The sequence below is a fragment of the Planctopirus limnophila DSM 3776 genome (assembly GCF_000092105.1).
In the GTDB taxonomy this organism is placed as follows: Bacteria; Planctomycetota; Planctomycetia; order Planctomycetales; family Planctomycetaceae; genus Planctopirus; species Planctopirus limnophila.
Map to the genome: position 1 here is coordinate 4,951,684 of NC_014148.1, position 18,872 is coordinate 4,970,555.

At 54.3% G+C, this 18,872-nt stretch carries 13 protein-coding genes; 10 read left to right on the top strand and 3 right to left on the bottom strand.

Translation table 11 applies throughout. The annotated features are described in order from the left end of the window. The first annotated feature begins 179 nt into the window (after window positions 1–179). Window positions 180–1,211: a lysylphosphatidylglycerol synthase transmembrane domain-containing protein gene (locus PLIM_RS19800; RefSeq protein ID WP_013112093.1), complete on the top strand. Its 1,032-nt coding sequence runs from the start codon at window positions 180–182 to the stop codon at window positions 1,209–1,211. Here PLIM_RS19800 and PLIM_RS19805 read toward each other — a convergent pair. From PLIM_RS19805 to PLIM_RS19815, 3 genes are all read right to left on the bottom strand, one after another. Next, window positions 1,156–3,333, bottom strand: coding sequence for a hypothetical protein (locus PLIM_RS19805; protein ID WP_148227199.1), 2,178 nt, complete (start codon window positions 3,331–3,333; stop codon window positions 1,156–1,158). The genes PLIM_RS19800 and PLIM_RS19805 overlap by 56 nt on opposite strands. 465 nt (window positions 3,334–3,798) lie before the next feature. Next, window positions 3,799–8,685: an outer membrane protein assembly factor BamB family protein gene (locus tag PLIM_RS19810; RefSeq protein ID WP_041402325.1), complete on the bottom strand. Its 4,887-nt coding sequence runs from the start codon at window positions 8,683–8,685 to the stop codon at window positions 3,799–3,801. 374 nt (window positions 8,686–9,059) lie between these two features. After that, complete coding sequence (locus PLIM_RS19815) at window positions 9,060–9,929, bottom strand: phosphoribosylformylglycinamidine synthase subunit PurQ (protein ID WP_013112097.1); 870 nt, start codon at window positions 9,927–9,929, stop codon at window positions 9,060–9,062. Window positions 9,930–10,527: 598 nt separating this feature from the next. Here PLIM_RS19815 and PLIM_RS19825 point away from each other — a divergent pair. From PLIM_RS19825 to nuoH, 9 genes are all read left to right on the top strand, one after another. Further along, the gene (locus tag PLIM_RS19825) at window positions 10,528–10,905 is read left to right on the top strand and encodes an NADH-quinone oxidoreductase subunit A (RefSeq protein WP_013112099.1); all 378 of its coding nucleotides are present in this window, start codon (window positions 10,528–10,530) and stop codon (window positions 10,903–10,905) included. Beyond that, on the top strand, window positions 10,896–11,588 hold the full coding sequence (locus tag PLIM_RS19830) for an NADH-quinone oxidoreductase subunit B (protein WP_013112100.1): 693 nt from the start codon (window positions 10,896–10,898) through the stop codon (window positions 11,586–11,588). The genes PLIM_RS19825 and PLIM_RS19830 overlap by 10 nt, the downstream gene beginning before the upstream one ends. A 137-nt stretch (window positions 11,589–11,725) precedes the next feature. Continuing rightward, window positions 11,726–12,214 carry an NADH-quinone oxidoreductase subunit C gene (locus PLIM_RS19835; protein ID WP_013112101.1) on the top strand — a complete coding sequence of 163 codons (489 nt, stop codon included), beginning with the start codon at window positions 11,726–11,728 and terminating at the stop codon, window positions 12,212–12,214. Between the two features lie 103 nt (window positions 12,215–12,317). Continuing rightward, window positions 12,318–13,580: an NADH dehydrogenase (quinone) subunit D gene (gene nuoD, locus PLIM_RS19840; RefSeq protein WP_013112102.1), complete on the top strand. Its 1,263-nt coding sequence runs from the start codon at window positions 12,318–12,320 to the stop codon at window positions 13,578–13,580. Beyond that, entirely contained in the window at window positions 13,577–14,056 is a 480-nt protein-coding gene (locus PLIM_RS19845) for an NADH-quinone oxidoreductase subunit NuoE family protein (RefSeq protein WP_013112103.1), read from the top strand. The genes nuoD and PLIM_RS19845 overlap by 4 nt, the downstream gene beginning before the upstream one ends. Before the next feature lie 171 nt (window positions 14,057–14,227). Beyond that, on the top strand, window positions 14,228–14,482 hold the full coding sequence (locus PLIM_RS19850; protein ID WP_013112104.1) for a hypothetical protein: 255 nt from the start codon (window positions 14,228–14,230) through the stop codon (window positions 14,480–14,482). 56 nt (window positions 14,483–14,538) lie between these two features. After that, window positions 14,539–15,870, top strand: a complete 1,332-nt coding sequence (nuoF, locus tag PLIM_RS19855) for an NADH-quinone oxidoreductase subunit NuoF (RefSeq protein WP_013112105.1) — start codon at window positions 14,539–14,541, stop codon at window positions 15,868–15,870. A gap of 100 nt (window positions 15,871–15,970) precedes the next feature. After that, the gene (locus PLIM_RS19860; protein ID WP_013112106.1) at window positions 15,971–17,680 is read left to right on the top strand and encodes a molybdopterin-dependent oxidoreductase; all 1,710 of its coding nucleotides are present in this window, start codon (window positions 15,971–15,973) and stop codon (window positions 17,678–17,680) included. Further along, window positions 17,677–18,849 (top strand): NADH-quinone oxidoreductase subunit NuoH, encoded by a 1,173-nt coding sequence (nuoH, locus tag PLIM_RS19865; protein WP_013112107.1) that lies wholly within the window; start codon window positions 17,677–17,679, stop codon window positions 18,847–18,849. The genes PLIM_RS19860 and nuoH overlap by 4 nt, the downstream gene beginning before the upstream one ends. Window positions 18,850–18,872 lie beyond the last annotated feature (23 nt).

Here is an 18,872-nt window from a genome sequence, read left to right on the forward strand (position 1 = left end):
CCCAGGTGACGTTTGACGCAGAACAACCATTGGGTGAATCGTGCTGTGTGGTGGATATCAAACAGCAGCTTTGAGTTAACAAATTCTGGTAAGAATCAACGTACAATTCGGTGAAGGTCTTCAACCTCAGGTTTTCCAGTGAACCTCAACGATTGGCCCTTCATGTCAGGGAATACTTCGTGTCGGATACGACTGCTCCAGCCTCACTTCCTGAAAAAGCGGCTCCAGTCGCGAAGCCTTTATGGCAAAAGATCCTCAAGTGGGTGCTTTTTGCAGTCGTGCTGGTTTATGTCAGTCGGCATCTCTGGCAAATGTGGCGCGATGGCCAGGCACATACCATCACGGTGCATTGGGGTTATGTCGTCATTGCGATCGGGCTCTTCACACTCAGTTGGACACCTTCGATCTTTGTCTGGCGCAAACTCCTCCGCTCGTGTCATCAGGAGGCCGACTTGACGGTGATTGCCAAAGCCTTTTACATCGGTCACTTTGGCAAGTATGTTCCCGGCAAAGCCATGGCACTGGCTATTCGCGGCTGGCTCGCGCGCGATGAAGCCGGTGTTCCCATGCGTATTGGTGTCTTGACCGCAGGCTACGAAGCCATTGCCTTTATGGCCGCTGGTTCCTTTTGGGCGATGATCTTTCTTCCCGTCGGTATGAAACGTCTCCTGAATGAATGGCAGATCCCCGACTGGTTCTGGTGGCTGTGGCCTCTCTTGATAGTCACTTTGCTGCTCATCTCACTGCCGGTTGTTGCGCAGCTCATGAACCAGCTTTCACGAAAAATGGCCTCACAGATCACCGATACGCCGCCATTAACCATCGGACCGTGGCAGCTTCTCGCACTTCTCGCACAGTTGAGCATCGCCTGGTTTATCAAAGCCATCGCCCTGGCCTGTTTATGGGTGGGTGTCAGCTCGGCAGGGGCAGATCTCCCGAACATGCCCACCTGTCTGGCAGCGGCCACTATTGCGAATGTCGGCGGCTTTCTCGTCTTCTTTGCACCCGCTGGCCTGGGCCCGCGCGAATGGCTCATGATCGAAGTCTTTTCTCAACCGGGCAGTCTGAGTTCCTCACAGATTGCTGTCATCACCATTCTGGCCAGACTCGTCAGCTTTCTGGGAGAAGCCGTCGGAGCGGTCATTTTCGCACTCGTCAGCCCTCGTCGGGCAGTCGTACCAGAAGTGCATGATTCAACCCCCGCACCATAACTCGCTGCTCTTCGCGCGAGCGAATTTTTCGCGTCCCGTACTGCGTTGATCCTCCCACATTTACAAGCGCAATAGGGGTGAGTTCCCACTCAAGTCGTGGTTCAGTTCGGGCAGGATCAGTCGCCTCTCTGGCCAGTTGAACGTTCAATTCCCAGACAGGATGCAGCAGTAAGGCATCAATCAGTTCATCAGGGACGGGGTCAGGCCATGTGTCCACCAGTTGCTGAGAAGTGATCCAGAGGGGACTGAATTCCGCCTTTAACACACCGCCCGAAATAAACTCAGGCAATCGCTCCGGATCAAACACTTGGACTGACACCACAGTCTTCGTCCCCTCCTGCCCGTCACTCCAGAAGCGCGGCCAGATCAACGAACTGGCAGAGATGAAAATCACGAACCCGCTCGAAACCAGCCAGGGCCCTGTGAATTGCGGGTGGCGATGTTCGCTAATCTGAGCGACCACAGGTCCCTCGCCCTTATCCGCATGAATCGCTTTCAGCGCCAGACGGCTCGGAAGCAGCCCCTGGAACGCGATCAGTAGGCAAAGAGGCCATGTTGCTGCCAGACCGCGGATCCCCGTATCGGGCAGAAAGAATGGCAACGAAGCGATCGTGGCAGCGGTTTGCAGCAACAGGTAGATCGAGAGTTTGTCGAGTGGCCGGATTCTTGCTTTCCACATCAACCACAGGCCAACACCCAGCACGATCATTAAACCCAGCCATCGCGAAGGGAGCTTCATCCAGTGAATCATCGAAAAGACGATCCATTTGCCCGAAATCTGCAAACCTCTCAGATAGCCAATCAAGAGCCCCCAGGGCTGCTCGCGAAAAGCGTCATCTGCCAGTTGATAGATTCTCGCCACCTGCGCACGATCATCCGGCAGTTCCCGGATTTCAGGATGCTCGATCAGGACTCGATTCCATCCCGGCTGACCAGTCACCAGCCCATACCATGTATGTGCAAAACTTCCCTGACCAACCGAATAACCGGGCCCATACCAGCCATTGAGCATGGGTTGAATCGATAACGCAATCAGCATCGCCAGCAAGGCTCCCGCACTGGTGCCAATCATCACCAATGCTCCTGGTTTCGAACTCTCATGAGTCACCATGGCAGGATGCGCCCCATGCGGCACAGAGAGCCCCGCCTCATGACGATGCAGGGTGTGCTTCCCCACGCCCACTTTCAGTCGGCTTCTCAACCACGACCATCCCGGAAAAAGCAGGACCAGCGGCCACAAGGCCTGACCAACCAGAACAAACATTGCCCCGGGACGGGCCGACAATCCCAGTGCCAGGATGCCACTCCCGATGGCATAACAGACGCCCATCGCACCGGGTTTCAATCCCGCTTGCACAGCGGGCACAATCCACGGGATGGCCAGCATTCCCAGCACTAACCCCAGCGGCTCCGACAGCATGGTGGGAGTCGATTCAAATGCAAAACGTTCGATCATCACAAAACTGGCATAGCGCACACTGAAATGGAATCCCGCCAGCTGAAACGTTCGATCCATGACACACCAGCTCATCGCCAGCAACATGGTTTGCATCAGGATCGCACTTTCCCACGAACCGCCTAATGAATAGCGCACAGCCAGCCAGACTGAATTCAGAGGCCTTCGGCTCGGCCACGAGCTGATCTTTTCTCCCTGAAGAAACTCGACGGCCCCCTGGTAATAGCCCGAAGCATCACTCCACGGCAGGATGCCACCAATCAGACTGCCATGAGGCGACGGTCTTACCCACGCTTCGGCCAGAGGGACTAAAAGGATGGTCGTCACGATGGCAGGGACCAGCATGGACATGGCCCACGCGACGACAATTCTTTGCCATGCCGCAAGCGACCCTTGCGTGCTTTGCTGCGTGCCATGCTTGCAGCCCTGGGCAAGCATGTCTTCATGCTGCCCAAGATGTGATTTCGCGCCACGAATTGTATTCCACGGGTCAATTCGCCGAATCGACCACCAGACGACAATTGTCAGCCCCAACCACAACAGCGGAGCCACCCACACCTGCACATAAGCGAGGCATTCTCTCCAGGTGGCACTCATCGCAAACAACAAGCCAGCCAGTACAATTCCCGCCAAAGGGCCAAGAGGTTGAAGCAGACGCTTTGCCACACTTTTCACCCAGAGGAGGTTCTCATTCTTCACAGGAGCAGAATCAATGGCATGCCTCCATTCTCAGGAACTTATACGCCTTGCCATGCGAAACAACGCTTGCGTGCCGAACAGCTTGTCGTAACGGGGTGGCTGGGGTCGGCTGTCTTCATCCGCCCCCAGTCCAGCAGCGCTTTATTCGTTCATTGCAACTGTAATGATTCCCAAGTTTGACCACGAACTTCGCTATGAAAAACCCAGGTCACATGTCCTGGGGGCAAACGAGGACGTTTGACCCCAGCCACGCGATCAACATTCACACCAGTACAATTCAGCCCTTGGCCAATGGATCTGGTCAAGGATTCTCAAATGACGTTCAACGCATGATGTCAACTCGTCATTCGTACCAGAGGCCTGCGCAGGATACCACAATCTCTTGGGGATGGAATCCTTACGCAATCGGAACTCGCCATAGCCAGCCGCTGGTCACTTTGTTCCGGGGGGAAGGATCCGCGTCGAATAGAACTCGCGACGAAGAATCAGCTCATCTCCTTCGCCAGCCTCGATGGTGACATAACCATTGAGAAACAGCGCATCATCAGCCGCTGCCATCTCGCCTGTCGTCGCCCAGTGAATTCTCTGGTGTCCCACAGCCCCGCGACTCCCCGCTGTTTCGGGAGTTGTCCAGCAGCGGACAATCACCGGGTAAGCCCGCGATACATCCAATGGCCAGGGCTCCTGATCGACTTCCACCCGCCACATGACCCGGCCTGTTTTTCGATCAATCGCAGTCATCTCACCCGCCAGATAAGGTTGTCGATAACCATTCCTAAGCTGCAGCGAAGGAGCTTCCAGCCGCATCTGGCTGCCATTTGAAGCCCCGACATAAAATCGATCCTTGTCGAAAGTGGCCACTATCCGGCTCACTTTCTCCGGCAAGCTGATGGCTATCGCAGGTGCCATCGCCATCCCTGTCTGCTGATCGAGCAATAACAGTTCACCTCCTCCCGATAAATCTGTGCGGCGGATCAAACCCATCGTCCATGCATCGAGCGGAAACGCATAGCAGATCTGTGAGGCTGCATGCACCCAGACATTCTCTCCCGTCACCAGATCATGGCAGATCAATTGATAGCGTATGGCCGGCAAAGACTGAGCCATTGCTCCTTCAGGTATGGGTTGTTCAGGTATGGGTTGCTGAAGGGCTTCCACCCGTTCTTCAAAGAGATAGCGGCCTTCGATCCACCAGCCCCGGGGAACTTCTCCGACAATCGTTGGGCTGCTCAATTGACGCCTCTTCGGCGTCGCCTGTGCAGGAAAACGGCCTGGCATCGCCTGTTTCTCCAGTACTGTGCCATCCAGTGCATCGAGTCGATAAATCCATTCGCGAGCGACATCAATCAGCACAATGGTGTCAGAATCCCCCGCCAGTAATGACAGGGCAGGAATGTCGTCACGCGACCAGCGTGGTAAACCGGTCGCTGTATCGATCACTTCCAGCACTGCACCGCGAATCCAGGCGGTCAATTCCGGGGTGATCAGTTTTGCCTGACCAATCAGATTCCCGTAGGGATCGGCCACACCAAACGAAATCGGATCTGCCAGATGACGACGCGCCTGTGCTGCCGGCACCCACTGATCGAGTGGATGCCGACTCTCACTCGCCAGTTCGTATGACCATAACTTGCGCGGCTGAGGCTCACCGGTGGCATTCAGCGGTTGAATGGCCATCACTTCGGCACCCACCTGCAAAATCAACAGACGACCCACTCCCGTCGCCTGATGGAGTGTCCATGCCTGCCTCAAAAGCGGAATTTCATCCTCTTCCTGTTGCTTCAGACCAAAGATCCAGGGCGATTCCACATGCTCTCCAGCAAAGCGAATGGCCGTCCCCGGGCGGGCTAACGAAATATCGAGACGGTCAGCAACCAGTCCCGGCCACGAGGTTGCCGGTATGGGAAACTGATAGACCTCTTCATTCCGCTCTCGAATCGAAGGGAGCACAAAACCTTCACGAGTGACTTGAGGAACACCCAAGACAGGCTCAACTTTCCTGGGCAAAGTTAAGTCATGCTCACGAGAACTTTTCGTCGCCAGACGTGCTAATGATCGGTGCTTCAACATCTCTGCGGCATTGGCATCCTCCAGCAGGCCGCGCTTTCTCCAGTCTTCGACAAGCTGGTTCCAGACCGAAGTCAGCGGTGCTTCCGCCAACTTGGCCGAGATTGCGGGAGTCACCTGCAATCGCTCAATCATGGCCAGAGCAGCCAGTTCTCGCCGCAGGTGATCAACGTCCGCCAAAGCTTGTGCTTCAGCGAGAAAATTATCTGAAGTCAGCCGGTGGTTTTGCAGATAGCTTCCCAGTGCTGTCCCCACCCAGAAGTCGGCTGCATCGAACGAATCGCACTGGCACCAATCGGCAAACGTGTGAGTCCATCCCGGCCAATCGATGGGCTCACCACGAATTGAATTGGCTTCTCGATCTCTGGTGGTCTGGTGATAAGCTCGCATGGCCACTGCCAAGGCCCTGTGGGAAGGCCTAACCTGCAGAGCTGACGAAAGAAGACTCTTCTGCCCACGCTCATCGATGAACCCGCGTCGCCCATCACCATCGATGATGCCCTGCACTGGCCTATCGCCGGATAACACTGGCCTATCGCCGGATAACACTGGCCCGTTGCCTGAAATCACAGGCCCCCAAGGATTTTTCATAGCGGGTGGTTGGCCCGGGAAAGATTTTTCCGTCATCGCTCCGGAAGATTCCAGAGCATCAGCCTCACGAAGTTGCAGGAGTGAGATCGACTTTAAAGTCGCGAGAGCCTCTTGAGGAAGATCACATGCCAGCCAGTACCCGGCCAGTTCAATCCGCAGCGCAAGATGCTGATCAGGTGCCGTCGCCAGCAGTTCGCTGAGTCTGCGGGTAACCTCTCTGAATTCTTGTGGATGGAAGGAAAAATCTCCCCAGCACAATTTCTGTTGCAAAAGTTCAATGGCCTTTTTCCGAGCCAATGGCCCCAGTTGGGAAGGCAAGTCTTCATCGGCCAGTTGCTGAAGAATCTCCCACCCTGTTTGAAAGTCACCTTGAGCGACAGCTCGCGACCATTGAGTGGCTCTGCTTTCTTTGGCAGTGAATACTAAGTCAGGTCGAGGTTCGACAGTCAATCCTTGCGGGCTGATCGACCACAGCTCCTGATCTTTAATGAAAAGCGCTGCGGCTGATTCCTCGTGGTTTTCTGCGGGAAAAACAGCACGAACTTCTCCTGTTGTGGCCGATATCAGAAGTTTCTGACCGTTCGTCAGTGGTGCCAGAAGCCATGCCTGTTGATCAGCTTCCTGCAGCAGGACAGGGCGACCGGAAAGCCACCAGCCGTCTGCTACCGGATGTGTGGCCAGCAGCGAGGAGCGATTCCACATCAGCTCTCCGTTATGGAGCCGATAAGCCCTGATTCCCTGCGATGTCACCACGATCACACACTGTTGATTCAGCGGCCCGGTTTTCGTCGTACCAGCCACGAGAACTCCATCGGGAACCGTCTTTGACCAGAGCTGCCGACCAGTCAGCGACCAGGCCGACAGTTGATTGGATTCTGGTGAAGTACCAATCAACACATTGTTCGAGATGAGCAGCCTGGCTTCGCGCCAACTTCGCCACCATTCATCTGGTAGATATCCCGGCGGAAGATCGGCCCGCTGAAATGGGCTGGTCGGAGTATGAATCGGCAGTGAAGCTCGCCAGTCGATCGATCGCGAAGCCAGATGAATCGAGATCACTTCGCCCACGCCGGTGGTGACAATGCAGTTCGTGCCATCCCAGACCATCGCGACAGCACTTCTTTGCAGCACGGGATGAACAGCCGGCGATTGGGAAAGTTGACCTAAACCCAGCGACCACTCCAACCGCCCATGCTCCCGATCCACCGCATACAACCCGAGATTCTGGTCTTTCTCCGTCAGAAAGAGGAGCTGATCGTCAATCAGCAGTGGAGGGCCCAAAAACATGGTCTCGCTGAACGGATAGGTCGAGCCACTGCTCTGGCTCCCCAGACGCCAGAGGACTTTCCCAGTCGTCATCTCCACTGCACTGAGCAGTCGATGAGCAGGGCGACCATCTGTGCGTGAAGGAATGCGGTCAATCAGATAGAGTCGATCATCATCCGGAGTCATCTGGGCATAGATCGTCTGCGAGTTTTCCAGCCCCACGATTGCTTGCCAGTCCTGGAGTGATAACGCTCCGCGTTCCCAGGTTTCATTCCGGATCAATGGTGCCGGCAGAGTCCAGACAATTTTTTCAGTCCGTCGATCTATTGCCACAAACTTGAGTGGATCGCGTGTGATCACCAGATCTTCCGTGATCAGGGGCTGCAAAATCGAAACTGTAGCGATCCCGCGGGATCGCAGATAATGCCGGACCTGAGCCGTTCGATTTTCCCATAAATGAGGCTGCTGAGAACCGTCGTCAATCACTCTCCTGCTCATGACCGCACGCTGGTCGGGAACTGTCTCGATGCGCGAGGGAACTATCTGCTCAGATTTTTGTACAGGCCAGATCTCGTCGCTGAGACGCTCTTTCAAGAGCCTTAGCCCATGGCCTCGACGTTCTCGCTGCCCTGATCGAGTTGCAAAACTCGGCTGTTCATTCAGCACTCCACTGGCTCGCATCAGTTGCGTTCGCCGGGCCACATTCTCGACCTTCAATAGTGGATGCTGTGACAAGTCAAAGTAAATCGAAGCTGCCAGCTCAGCCTGACCACGATCACGAGCCCTGGCAGCCAGTTCTTCCCATGCCTTGATCCCAGCGGCCGATAAGTCAAACTGCATACAGAATTGCAGCAGTCGTTCTCCCCGCGATTCATCCACAGGCAACTCGCGATAAGCCAGATCAGCCGCGAGTTGGAAATCTTTCAACAACTTCTGCTGTTGATACGGCAACAACTGATGGTACCACTCCCGCCGGAGGCGCCAGACGGCGTGAAAAGTCGAGCTGTTTTCGGAAATTGTCGTGACTGCTTTGGGATCGATGGCCAGTACCCGGTCGGCAATCACAATCGACAGCTCTCGATTTCCAGTGCGCAGAGCATTGGTCAGTTCTCGCAACTGACGTGTGGTGGCTGGTGAGATCTCCGGGCGAAGCTGCCGGGCCAGCGTCGCTTGAAGAGAACTTTCTGGTGCGGAGCTAACCGTCATATTGTCATTAGAAAGTTCGCCCGGCTGTACGGCGGGTTGGTTCTCTTGAGCCCATGATGTTGCGGGCGAGCAGCTCAAATTGAACAACAGCACCAAGCCCACCATCACAGACGGGAAAAACGCCGACAGAACGAACGCAGGTTCGAGGCGTTTGATGCCTGATTGCCGGGCAGTGATTGTCGAGAACATGCTCATTTCTGCACCTGAGCCTCACGTTTCTGACAGTCTTTACTCTCCACGACACAGCGATTGTTCGGCAATTACCAATTAAAAAATGACCTCAGAACAACTTCGTGCAGGTTATGTACCATGAAGTCGGAGAAATAGGATATGCGAGACATATCCCGACCCACGCGTGCCTCTTTTGAAACCGTCATCAGCGACTGTATGGGAGTGCATTCTGCGATGAGGCCGCACGTTGATTGCATGCCTAATACGTTCGAGCTCACCCTCATCCCGGCCTTCTCCCGTCGGAACGGGAGAAGGAGAAAAACCCTCGCCTGCGTCTGCGACGGGCGGCCTCTGAACAGCTCTCGACACCCGAACGATCGCCGGGAAGACGACTATGCAAAGTAATCGATCGCGTTCTGGAAGATCTGCTTGCCAGCTCCATCCCCTGCGAGATTCATGCGAGTCCAGTTCGGATGCTGAGTCGCGAAGAGAAATCGCTCGGGGTGCGGCATTAATCCCAGCACACGCCCAGTGGGATCACAGAGCCCAGCCAGATCCGCGATTGAACCATTCGGGTTGGCCTGTTCCATCAAAGCCGAAGTTCCCCGCCGGGTTTCGATCGCGCCACCAGCCTGAGCGGTGAGTACAGTCACCTGATCCGGGTTGTGGTACTTTCGCCAGGGAATGTAAGCCAGTGCCATTTGCTGACGCGATTCCCACTCAGTCAGCACTGCTGCATCCCGAACGGCAATCCGACCCTCGGCATGTGCCATCGGCAGGTCGATTTCATCTAGGCCGCGCAGGAAGATCGAATTTGTGGAGGTCACTTTGAGCCTCACCCAGCGGGCGGTATAGCGACCATTTTCATTCCAGGTGAGTGTTGCTTTGGCAGGCTGATTGACGAAATCTGGCTGATTCCAGCCTGCGTCACCATCGGGAAGTACGCCCGCTTTCAAAAGTGTTTGAAAGCCATTGCAGATTCCCAGTGCCAACTTGTCACCGGCCAGAAATTCTCCGATTTCTTCGCGGAGAGCGGTTTTGAGCTGGCTGGCAAAAATCACTCCCGAGCCAATGTCATCGCCATAACTGAATCCACCGGGAATGCAGAGGATCTGGTAATCCTTAAGTCGCCCCGGGTTTTCCAGAATTCGATTGAGGTGCAGCACTTCTGGCTCGCCACCGCAAATCTTAAACGCGTGGGCCGTTTCCTGATCGCAATTTGTTCCCGGGGCACGCAAGACACAAACGCGGGGTGATATCATGGCGTGGGTCATCCACCATCTGCAGGAATTTCAACGGAACCATTTGTCACCCACCACCGGGCAGGTCTTCTCACGAACAGTCTGGCTGAACACCAATTCAACTGCAATCGAAACCGCGGTCAAAGGCTTCCGCCACCAAGATTTCCCGCTCAGGCGTTGATTCCACGAGCTGTTGATCACAAATGGAACTCTCCAACCGTGCTCCTGAGGGGAATCGTGGTTCCATATGCAAAGCCGGAAACGACTCGCTCAATTTGAGCAACAGAGCTGCGATTGGCCAACAAATTCGACAGGAATCTGTCCATTGACGCATGCAAATGCCTGAAAATGATTGATCTTCTGGCACGTCCTCTCAGACGCTACGCTCACAGGTGGTTGAAGTTACTGGAGATTCCAACTAGAATCCGCCTGACAACTTGAAGCTCACTGAGATTGTGCGAACTCACTGCAAATTAACAGGTTAATGACACGCAAGACCTTGATCGAATGAATCTCTGCAGTTGAATCGAGGATTTCAAAAACACGGCTTGGCATTCTCGATTTCTCTGTACTATTGACCTCGGAATGGATCAATTCACGGTCTTCAGAATGGATGGAAATGGACGGCTTATTCGCAGTTCTGATCTATACCGGAGTGCTGGTCGGGTTCGTGATCACGAATCTGATTCTGACTCATATAATCGGGCCGTCCAAAAAGACGGCCGTTAAGCAGATGCCTTACGAATCGGGCATGGATCCTGTGGGCGATGCCCGCCAGCCCTTCGATGTGAAGTTTTATCTGGTCGCGATTCTGTTTCTGATCTTCGATGTTGAGCTTTTGTTCATGTACCCCTGGGCGGTGGCTGCTTACAAGGGTGATGGCGGAGTTCCTGCGGAACTTTCCTCGACAGTTTACGGCGTCATGCTCGTCTTCTTTGGTACTCTGGCAATTGCCTACATCTACGCCTGGCGAAAGGGTGTGTTCAAATGGCGATAGCTCAACCCCCAGGATCAGGTGGAGCCTCGGCAACACCAGGTTCCTCAGCCCCTTTCGTGAATCCGCAAAAGGGCCTGCCTGATAACGTCTTTCTCACCACGCTCAATGCCGCCTCAAGCTGGGCAAGAAAGAACAGCCTTTGGCCGATGCCTTTTGCCACAGCCTGTTGTGGGATCGAGCTGATGGCCACTGCCTCATCCCGGCATGACCTGGCTCGCTTCGGTGCTGAAGTCATGCGATTTTCGCCCCGCCAGTGCGACCTGATGATTGTCGCTGGTCGCGTCGCCATGAAGATGATGCCTGTTCTGCAACGCATCTGGCTGCAAATGCCCGAACCCAAGTGGTGCATCTCGATGGGCGCCTGTGCCTGTACGGGTGGAGTTTTCGATACTTATGCTGTCGTGCAGGGAATTGACCGCTTTATTCCGGTCGATCTTTATGTTCCTGGCTGCCCACCACGCCCGGAACAGTTGATTGCCGGAATCATGCAGATTCAGGATCTGGTGCAGAAGACGGGAACCATGCAGGGGACGGAATTCCAGTATCGAACTCGACCAACGGGCCCCGCTCCGTTCGATGCCGATGAGATTATCCGGATTCGAGAAGGTCAGATGCAGCTCACTCCACTGGAGCTCCCCGCATCGTTGAAAAGGGGGAATCCAGCTCTTGAGGGGTCTGCTTAATCCAAAGAAATCGAGCAGATTGGTTTTCTGTTCAGCACAGTAGCGTCTATCTGAAATTAAAGCAGGCGCTGAAGTTTCAAATCCAAATGAATCTCGACAGTTGTTCGGAAAGTCGTCATTGAGAAGGGTAGGTTTCGGTGGACTTCGCAGCACTCAATGAGCATTTGGGCGGTGTCCTGAAATCGGAATCTTTCCGAGACAACACACGCCTGATCGTCCCGGCAGCTCAACTCGATGATCTCATGTCTCACCTCAAACATCACCTGGGGTTCGACATGCTCAGTGATGTCACCTGCTGTGATTACCTGGAGTACCCCGGTGCCACAGATCGCTATGGCGTCATCTATGTCGTGGTGAACACCAAGACTCGAGAGCGGCTTGTCGTCAAAACTTTCGTGAATGATCCATCGCCCACTTTGCCCTCCATGTACCGCCACTGGAAAACTGCAGACTGGACGGAACGCGAAGTTTATGACCTGTTTGGCATTCACTTCGCCGGCCACCCGAATCTGCAGCGAATCCTTTGCCCCCCTGAGTTTGAAAGCCACGCACTCCGCAAAGATTACCCGCTTAAAGGGCGTGGAGAACGACATAACTTCCCGGTGATCACCAGAGCCGAAAGTTAACCACCCGCTGCCAGCCACCTGACGACTTGCCGGTGATATTGATCAAAGCCATAAAACCTGTTTCATCCCTGATTCGCGAAACTTCACTCATTGAAGGTTGACCATGCCCGTTGTTGCCTCTTCGCTCCACCCGGCGACGTCCCGCAATGCGGCTGGCGGGCCGGCCTCATCACATGCCGAAGCGGCGAATTCTGAATATTTATGGACGCTGAACTTCGGGCCTCAGCATCCAGCCACTCACACCACGCTCCGACTGGTTCTGACGCTCGATGGGGAAAAGGTCGTTAAGGCCGAACCCGATATTGGTTATCTCCACAGTGGTTTTGAAAAACTGGGGGAATCACTCGATTTCAATCAGTATGTCACCATTGTTGACCGCATGAATTACATCTCGCCACTGGCGAATGAAATTGCCTGGCACCATACCGTCGAAAAACTGCTCGGTATCGAGATCACTCCCCGCTGTACTTATCTGCGGACAATCCTTGCCGAGCTGATGCGTCTGCATGACCACCTGTTGTGTGTGGGCGCTGTGGCCCTCGACCTGGGAGCATTTACTGCCTTTCTGTATTTCTTCCAGCAGCGGGAATTGATTTACGACATTGTGGAATATGCCTCAGGCCAGCGATTTCACACAAGCTACACCCGTGTCGGTGGTGTGCTTTTCGACGTGAATAACTTATGGGCCGATAAGGTTCGCTCATTCGCGAAGAACTTCCCCAAGATTCACAGCGAAGTGGATCGTCTGCTGACGAAGAATCGCATTTTTGTGGATCGAGTCAAAGGTGTGGGTGTTCTTTCCCGCGAAGACGCCATCAACATGGGCTGTACTGGCCCTATTGCCCGCGCCTCTGGTGTGGTGCGGGACCTGCGAAAAGATGAACCCTACCTGGCGTATGCTGATCTCGATTTCAAGATCGCTGCCTCTAAAAATGGCGATTGCTATGCCCGCTATTTAGTCCGTATGCAGGAAATGCTCGAGAGCATCAAAATTATTAACCAGGCGATTGAAAACATCCCCGCAGGCCCGGTGAATGTCGAGTTGGAGGGGAAGTCCGTTCTTCCTTCCAAACCCGCTGTCTATCGAAGTATTGAAGGTTTGATCCACCACTTTGAAATGATTATGCCCAATCGCGGCTTCAAAGTTCCGGTGGAAGAGCTTTACGCCTGTACGGAATCTCCCAATGGGGAATTGGGTTTTTATATAGTCGCCGATGGAGAACCGCGTGCCTATCGGGCTCGATGCCGGCCACCCTCGTTCATCCACTTTGCGACATTCCAGCACCTGATGCCGGGCTATATGCTCAGCGATGTGCCAGCCATTCTGGGTAGTTTGAATATCATTGCTGCGGAGTTGGATCGATGACGGTACTTTCGGATGATTTACGGGCACGCATTGTTGCGGAGTTTCCGAAATACCCGAACAAGCGGGCGGTCACTCTCCCAGCGCTGCATTTAGTGCATGATGAACTCCGCCATGTTTCGACGGGTGCGATCGAAGAAATTGCAGAACTTCTCGAACTGCACCCCTCCGAAGTTCATGACACGATGACGTTCTACCAATTCTTCCGTACGGAAGAAAATCCATTGGGCAAGCATCGCGTGTGGGTTTGTCGGAGTATCAGTTGTGGTCTGCGCGGCGGCGAAGAACTTCTCGCTCACATGTGCGAGAAACTCCACGTCACGCCAGGCGGCACTACAGAGGATGGCAAGATCACACTCGAGTTCGCGGAATGCCTCGGCGTCTGCGATGGGGCTCCCTGTGTTCTGGTCGATGAAGACTGTGTCCACAACGTCACTCATGAAATGGCAGATAAACTGATTAGTGAATTGAAGGCATAGCTACAGAAAACATCGTCAAGGGAACAAGTGATGGTTCCGCCAGATCAACTGAAATGTGTGGTGTTTGGCGAATTCATGACAACCGGAACATTGGTATTCAAAAACTGATAGCGCGGATCCAAGTTCAACAAATCGAAGTTTTTGAACCTCATCTCTGGCGAGAGTTTTTCAATGCAAGATCACATCGATTTGATTGAGCGTTACCCTGAAAATACCCACGACATTTTTGATGAGGTTGTCTTTGAAGCAGTTCGAGAAGCAGTTCGCGAGAACTGGTTGCACGGAATTCCAGCCAGTACCTGGCAAGAGGGAAAGATTGTGTATGTCTGGCCCTCAGACGAAGAGATCAAAAACCTGCCTTGCTACGAATTGATTGCTAATCAGGTGAAACGAGAACTCGCTATCCAGAACCTTCCGCACGAGTAATCAACGCCAGTCGCTTCAATAAATATTGTCCTTTATCGATACACGGATGCTTTCCCATGTCCACCTATGAACCTGTCCTTCTGGCTCGCATCCACAAAGAGCAGAGTCATACTCTCGACAGCTATCTGGCCGATGGGGGGTACGAAAGCTTCAAAAAGGCGCTCGGTATGACGCCTGTCGAAGTCACCACTCTGGTCAAAGATTCCGGCCTGCGTGGTCGCGGTGGTGCAGGCTTTCCCACTGGCCTGAAATGGACATTCCTCCCCAAAGATCATCCCGGCCCGATCTATCTCGCTGTCAACGGCGACGAAAGCGAACCCGGCACATTTAACAATCGCATTCTGCTCGAAAAAGACCCTCACCAGGTTCTCGAAGGGATCGCGATCAGTTGCTACGCCATTCGCTCTAACACGGCATACCTTTACCTTCGCTACGAATACGGAGCTGCCTGGCGAGCCCTGCAAAAAGCTGTTGCTGAATGCTATGAAAGAGGGATCTTCGGTAAGAACGTCTTCGGCTCGGGCTTCGATCTGGATGTCCGCCTGCACCGTGGTGCCGCAGCCTACATCTGCGGCGAAGAAACCGGACTCATCGAAAGCCTCGAAGGCAAACGCGCCTGGCCACGCATCAAGCCGCCTTTCCCAGCCATCGAAGGCCTCTTCCGCAAGCCAACCATCGTCAACAATATCGAAACCATGGCTTGCGTGACACAAATTCTGAAGCGTGGCATCGACTGGTTCAAATCGATTGGCGTACCGCCTGACCCGAACAATCCTCGCGATGCCGGCAGCTATGGCCCGAAGCTTTACTGCCTCTCAGGCCACGTCAATAAGCCGGGCTGTTATGAAGTTCCGCTGGGGATCACTGCTCGTCAGTTGATTGAAGAGTATGGTGGGGGTGTTCCCGGTGGGCGCGGGATTAAAGCCGTCGTCCCGGGTGGGATCAGCATGGGTTTTCTTGCTCCCTCCGAACTCGACACTCCACTGGATTTCAACGGTCCAGGAAAGGTCGGTTGCCTGGGTCTTGGAACCGCTGCCGTCGTGGTGATTGATGATCAGACCAGTATGGTCGATGTGGTCTATAACACGGCCCGCTTCTTTGCTCACGAATCGTGCGGGCAGTGCACGCCCTGCCGGGAAGGAACCAACTGGATGCAGCGAATTCTGCATCGGATTCGCAGCGGTCAGGGCCGGATGGAAGATCTCGACCTGTTGTTGGAAGTTTCTGGTGGAATCGGGATGATGCCCGGTACAACGATTTGCGGTCTGGCCGATGGTGCCGGATGGCCTGTGAAAAATGCCATCCGCAAATTTCGCAGTGAATTCGAAGAGTACATCCAGAGCGGCCGCTCGACGATTAAACCATGTGAACTGATCGGGGCACACTGAGAAGAGCTAACAACCACAAATTGTAAGTCACACATTTAACTACTGAAATTCAGTAGAGAACTTTGTCTGAATATTATTTTCCTTTCGACAAGTCAGAACTATGCCCACAGTTTATGTCAACGATCAGCCTGTCGAACTGAAGCCAGACGAACGGCTGAACTGTATTCAGGCAGCTCAGAAAGCGGGTGTGGAAATCCCGCACTACTGCTGGCATCCCAGCTTGTCAGTTGTCGCCAGTTGCCGTATGTGCCTGGTGGAAGTTGGCGACAAAAAGCCTGATGGAACCGTCGCCATGGTTCCCAAGGTCGTCCCCGGCTGCCAGACTCCCGTCAAAGATGGCACTGTCATCGTGACCAATTCCCCCAAGGTGCAGGCCGCCCAGCGAGGGACACTCGAATACCTGCTGCTGAATCATCCTCTCGACTGCCCCGTTTGTGATCAGGCTGGCGAATGTGGTCTACAGGATTTCAGCTTCAAGTACGGCCGGGCATACAGTCGTCTGGCAGAGCCCAAAAACCAGAAAAAAGACAAGCCTTATATTGGCGATCAGATCACTCTCTTCACTGATCGCTGTATCATGTGTACCCGCTGCGTGCGGTTCACCAGAGAAATCTCCGGCACCGCTGAGCTTCAGGTTGTCAGCCGTGGCTCGGGCGAAGAAATCGATATCTTCCCCGGCAAGCCCTGCAATAACAAACTGGCTGGCAACGTCGTCGATCTCTGCCCTGTCGGTGCACTGTGCAGCAAAGATTTTCTCTATGAGCAGCGTGTGTGGTGGCTGAAAGGGAAGAACTCGGTCTGCGCCGGTTGCAGCACAGGTTGCAGCATTCGCGTCGATCAGAACAAAGATGTCGTCTACCGACTCAAGCCACGCTCAAACCCGCTCGCACAGGGCGAGTTCATGTGCGACGAAGGTCGCTTCGGCTGGAAGTACATTCATTCCGAGCATCGCCTGAAGTTCCCCATGCAGAAACTCCCTGCAGGGATCACCCCCGTTTCCTGGCCACAAATTCTTCCTGCTCTGCGACAGGCCCTGACAGAAGCTGCCAAAAGAGCTCCTGAAAAACTGGCTGTCGTGCTGACCCCCTTCATGACGGTCGAAGAGGCTTACCTACTCTGCAAGTATGTGAAGTCTCTCTCACCTGCTGCCAGGTTGTTGATGACACCCGCTCCCGTTGTGGGTGCAGATGATTCGTATCCGAAAGATCTGCGCGGGCAGGCCGCTCCTCAACCCAAATTCACCATTCGAGCCGAAAAAGCCCCGAACCGTACTGGTGTCGAGCTGGTACTCCATCACTTTGGAGGAACAGTCGAGTCGCTCGACGGGGTGTTAGCGCAGGTCTCTCAGGGAACTCTCGAAGCGGTCTATCTGACTGCAGGATCCCCTGAAGGCTGGATCACCGATGAGCAGGCCAAATCACTGGCCAAGGCGAAACTGGTGATTGTGCAGGATCTGCTCGATTCCCCCGCTCTTCCCTGGGCGACATTTGTGTTGCCTGGCACTTCGTGGGCCGAGCGTGATGGCACATTCGTCAATCACGCAGGTCTGGCACAAGCCATTCATCGCGGCTTACGTTCGCCGGGCGATGCCTGGCCCGATGGGCGGATCTGTTTTGAGCTGGCAGGTCGGACAGGTATATTCCACGCTCCCACCATCCGTCAGGAAATTGCGGGTGAGATTCCTGCACTGGCCGCACTGATTGTGGGTGACCTGGGCGATGAAGGGATTTTCCTGAAATCGGCAGGTGAGACGGCCTCTGCAGCCGGTTCTGAAACACAGGTTCCTGTTACAGGAGGTAGCCGATCGTGAGTTGGGAATTCTTCCTCGTCACGTTGATAACGATTGGTGTGGCCTTCGGGGGATTGATGGGCACAATTGCCTATCTGATCCTGGTCGAGCGACGTCTGGCCGCCTTTATTCAGGACCGCTATGGCCCGAACCGTGTCGGCTGGGCCGGTCTGCTGCAGCCCATTGCTGATGGTGCCAAATTCCTGCTCAAGGAAGACGTGATCCCCGGTTACGTTAACAAAACGCTCTACATCCTGGGCCCCAGCATCGCCGTATTTACTGCCATGGCCGGCTTTGCCATCGTCCCCTTCGGACCTGTCGATCAGGCTCCTTCGTGGATGCGGTTTGTCATCGCTCCCGATGTCAACATCGGGATGATCTACATTTTTTGTGTGGGCAGCCTGGGTGTTTATGGAGTGATTCTCGGCGGCTGGGCATCGAACAACAAGTACAGTTCGTTAGGCTCCATGCGGGCCAGTGCTCAGGTCGTAAGTTATGAAATTCCCCTGGGGATGTCGATCATTGGTGTCGTGCTGATGACCAGCTCTTTGAGTCTCAACGATATTCTCATGCATCAGGCGAATCAGGGCGTACTGGGCTGGAATGTCTGGACACAGCCACTCGCGCTGCTGATCTTCTTCGTCTCCGCTCTGGCCGAAACCAATCGCCTCCCCTTCGACCTTTCTGAATGTGAGCAGGAACTTGTCGGCGGTTTTCATACCGAATACAGCTCGATGAAATTCGCCCTCTACTTCCTGGGGGAATACGCACACATCATTACTGTCTGCTTCCTGACTGCCATTCTCTTCTTCGGTGGTTGGCAGTTCCCTTTGATCGCGGAAGCCGACAGTGCGTATCTGGGAGCAACTCTGGTCAAAGTGGTCGTGCTGCTGACCAAGGTTCTGATGATCATTCTGCTGATCATGTTTATCCGCTGGACAATTCCCCGCTTCCGCTTCGATCAACTGATGAATCTGGCGTGGCTGGGCCTGATTCCGATGGCTGCTATGAACATTCTGGTGGTCATGACTGCCAAACAGTTCGACTGGCCCATCTGGACACTGCCGTTAGGTTCGCTGGCGATCTTCGTGGCCGCAGGTCTGATTGGCACCAGTGGAAAATTCGTTGTCAGCGATCAGACGGTCGATTTCAGTGAATCACCCGAAGGGTATGTCCACGTTCACTCCTGATGGCAAATTTTCAATTTCCGCAG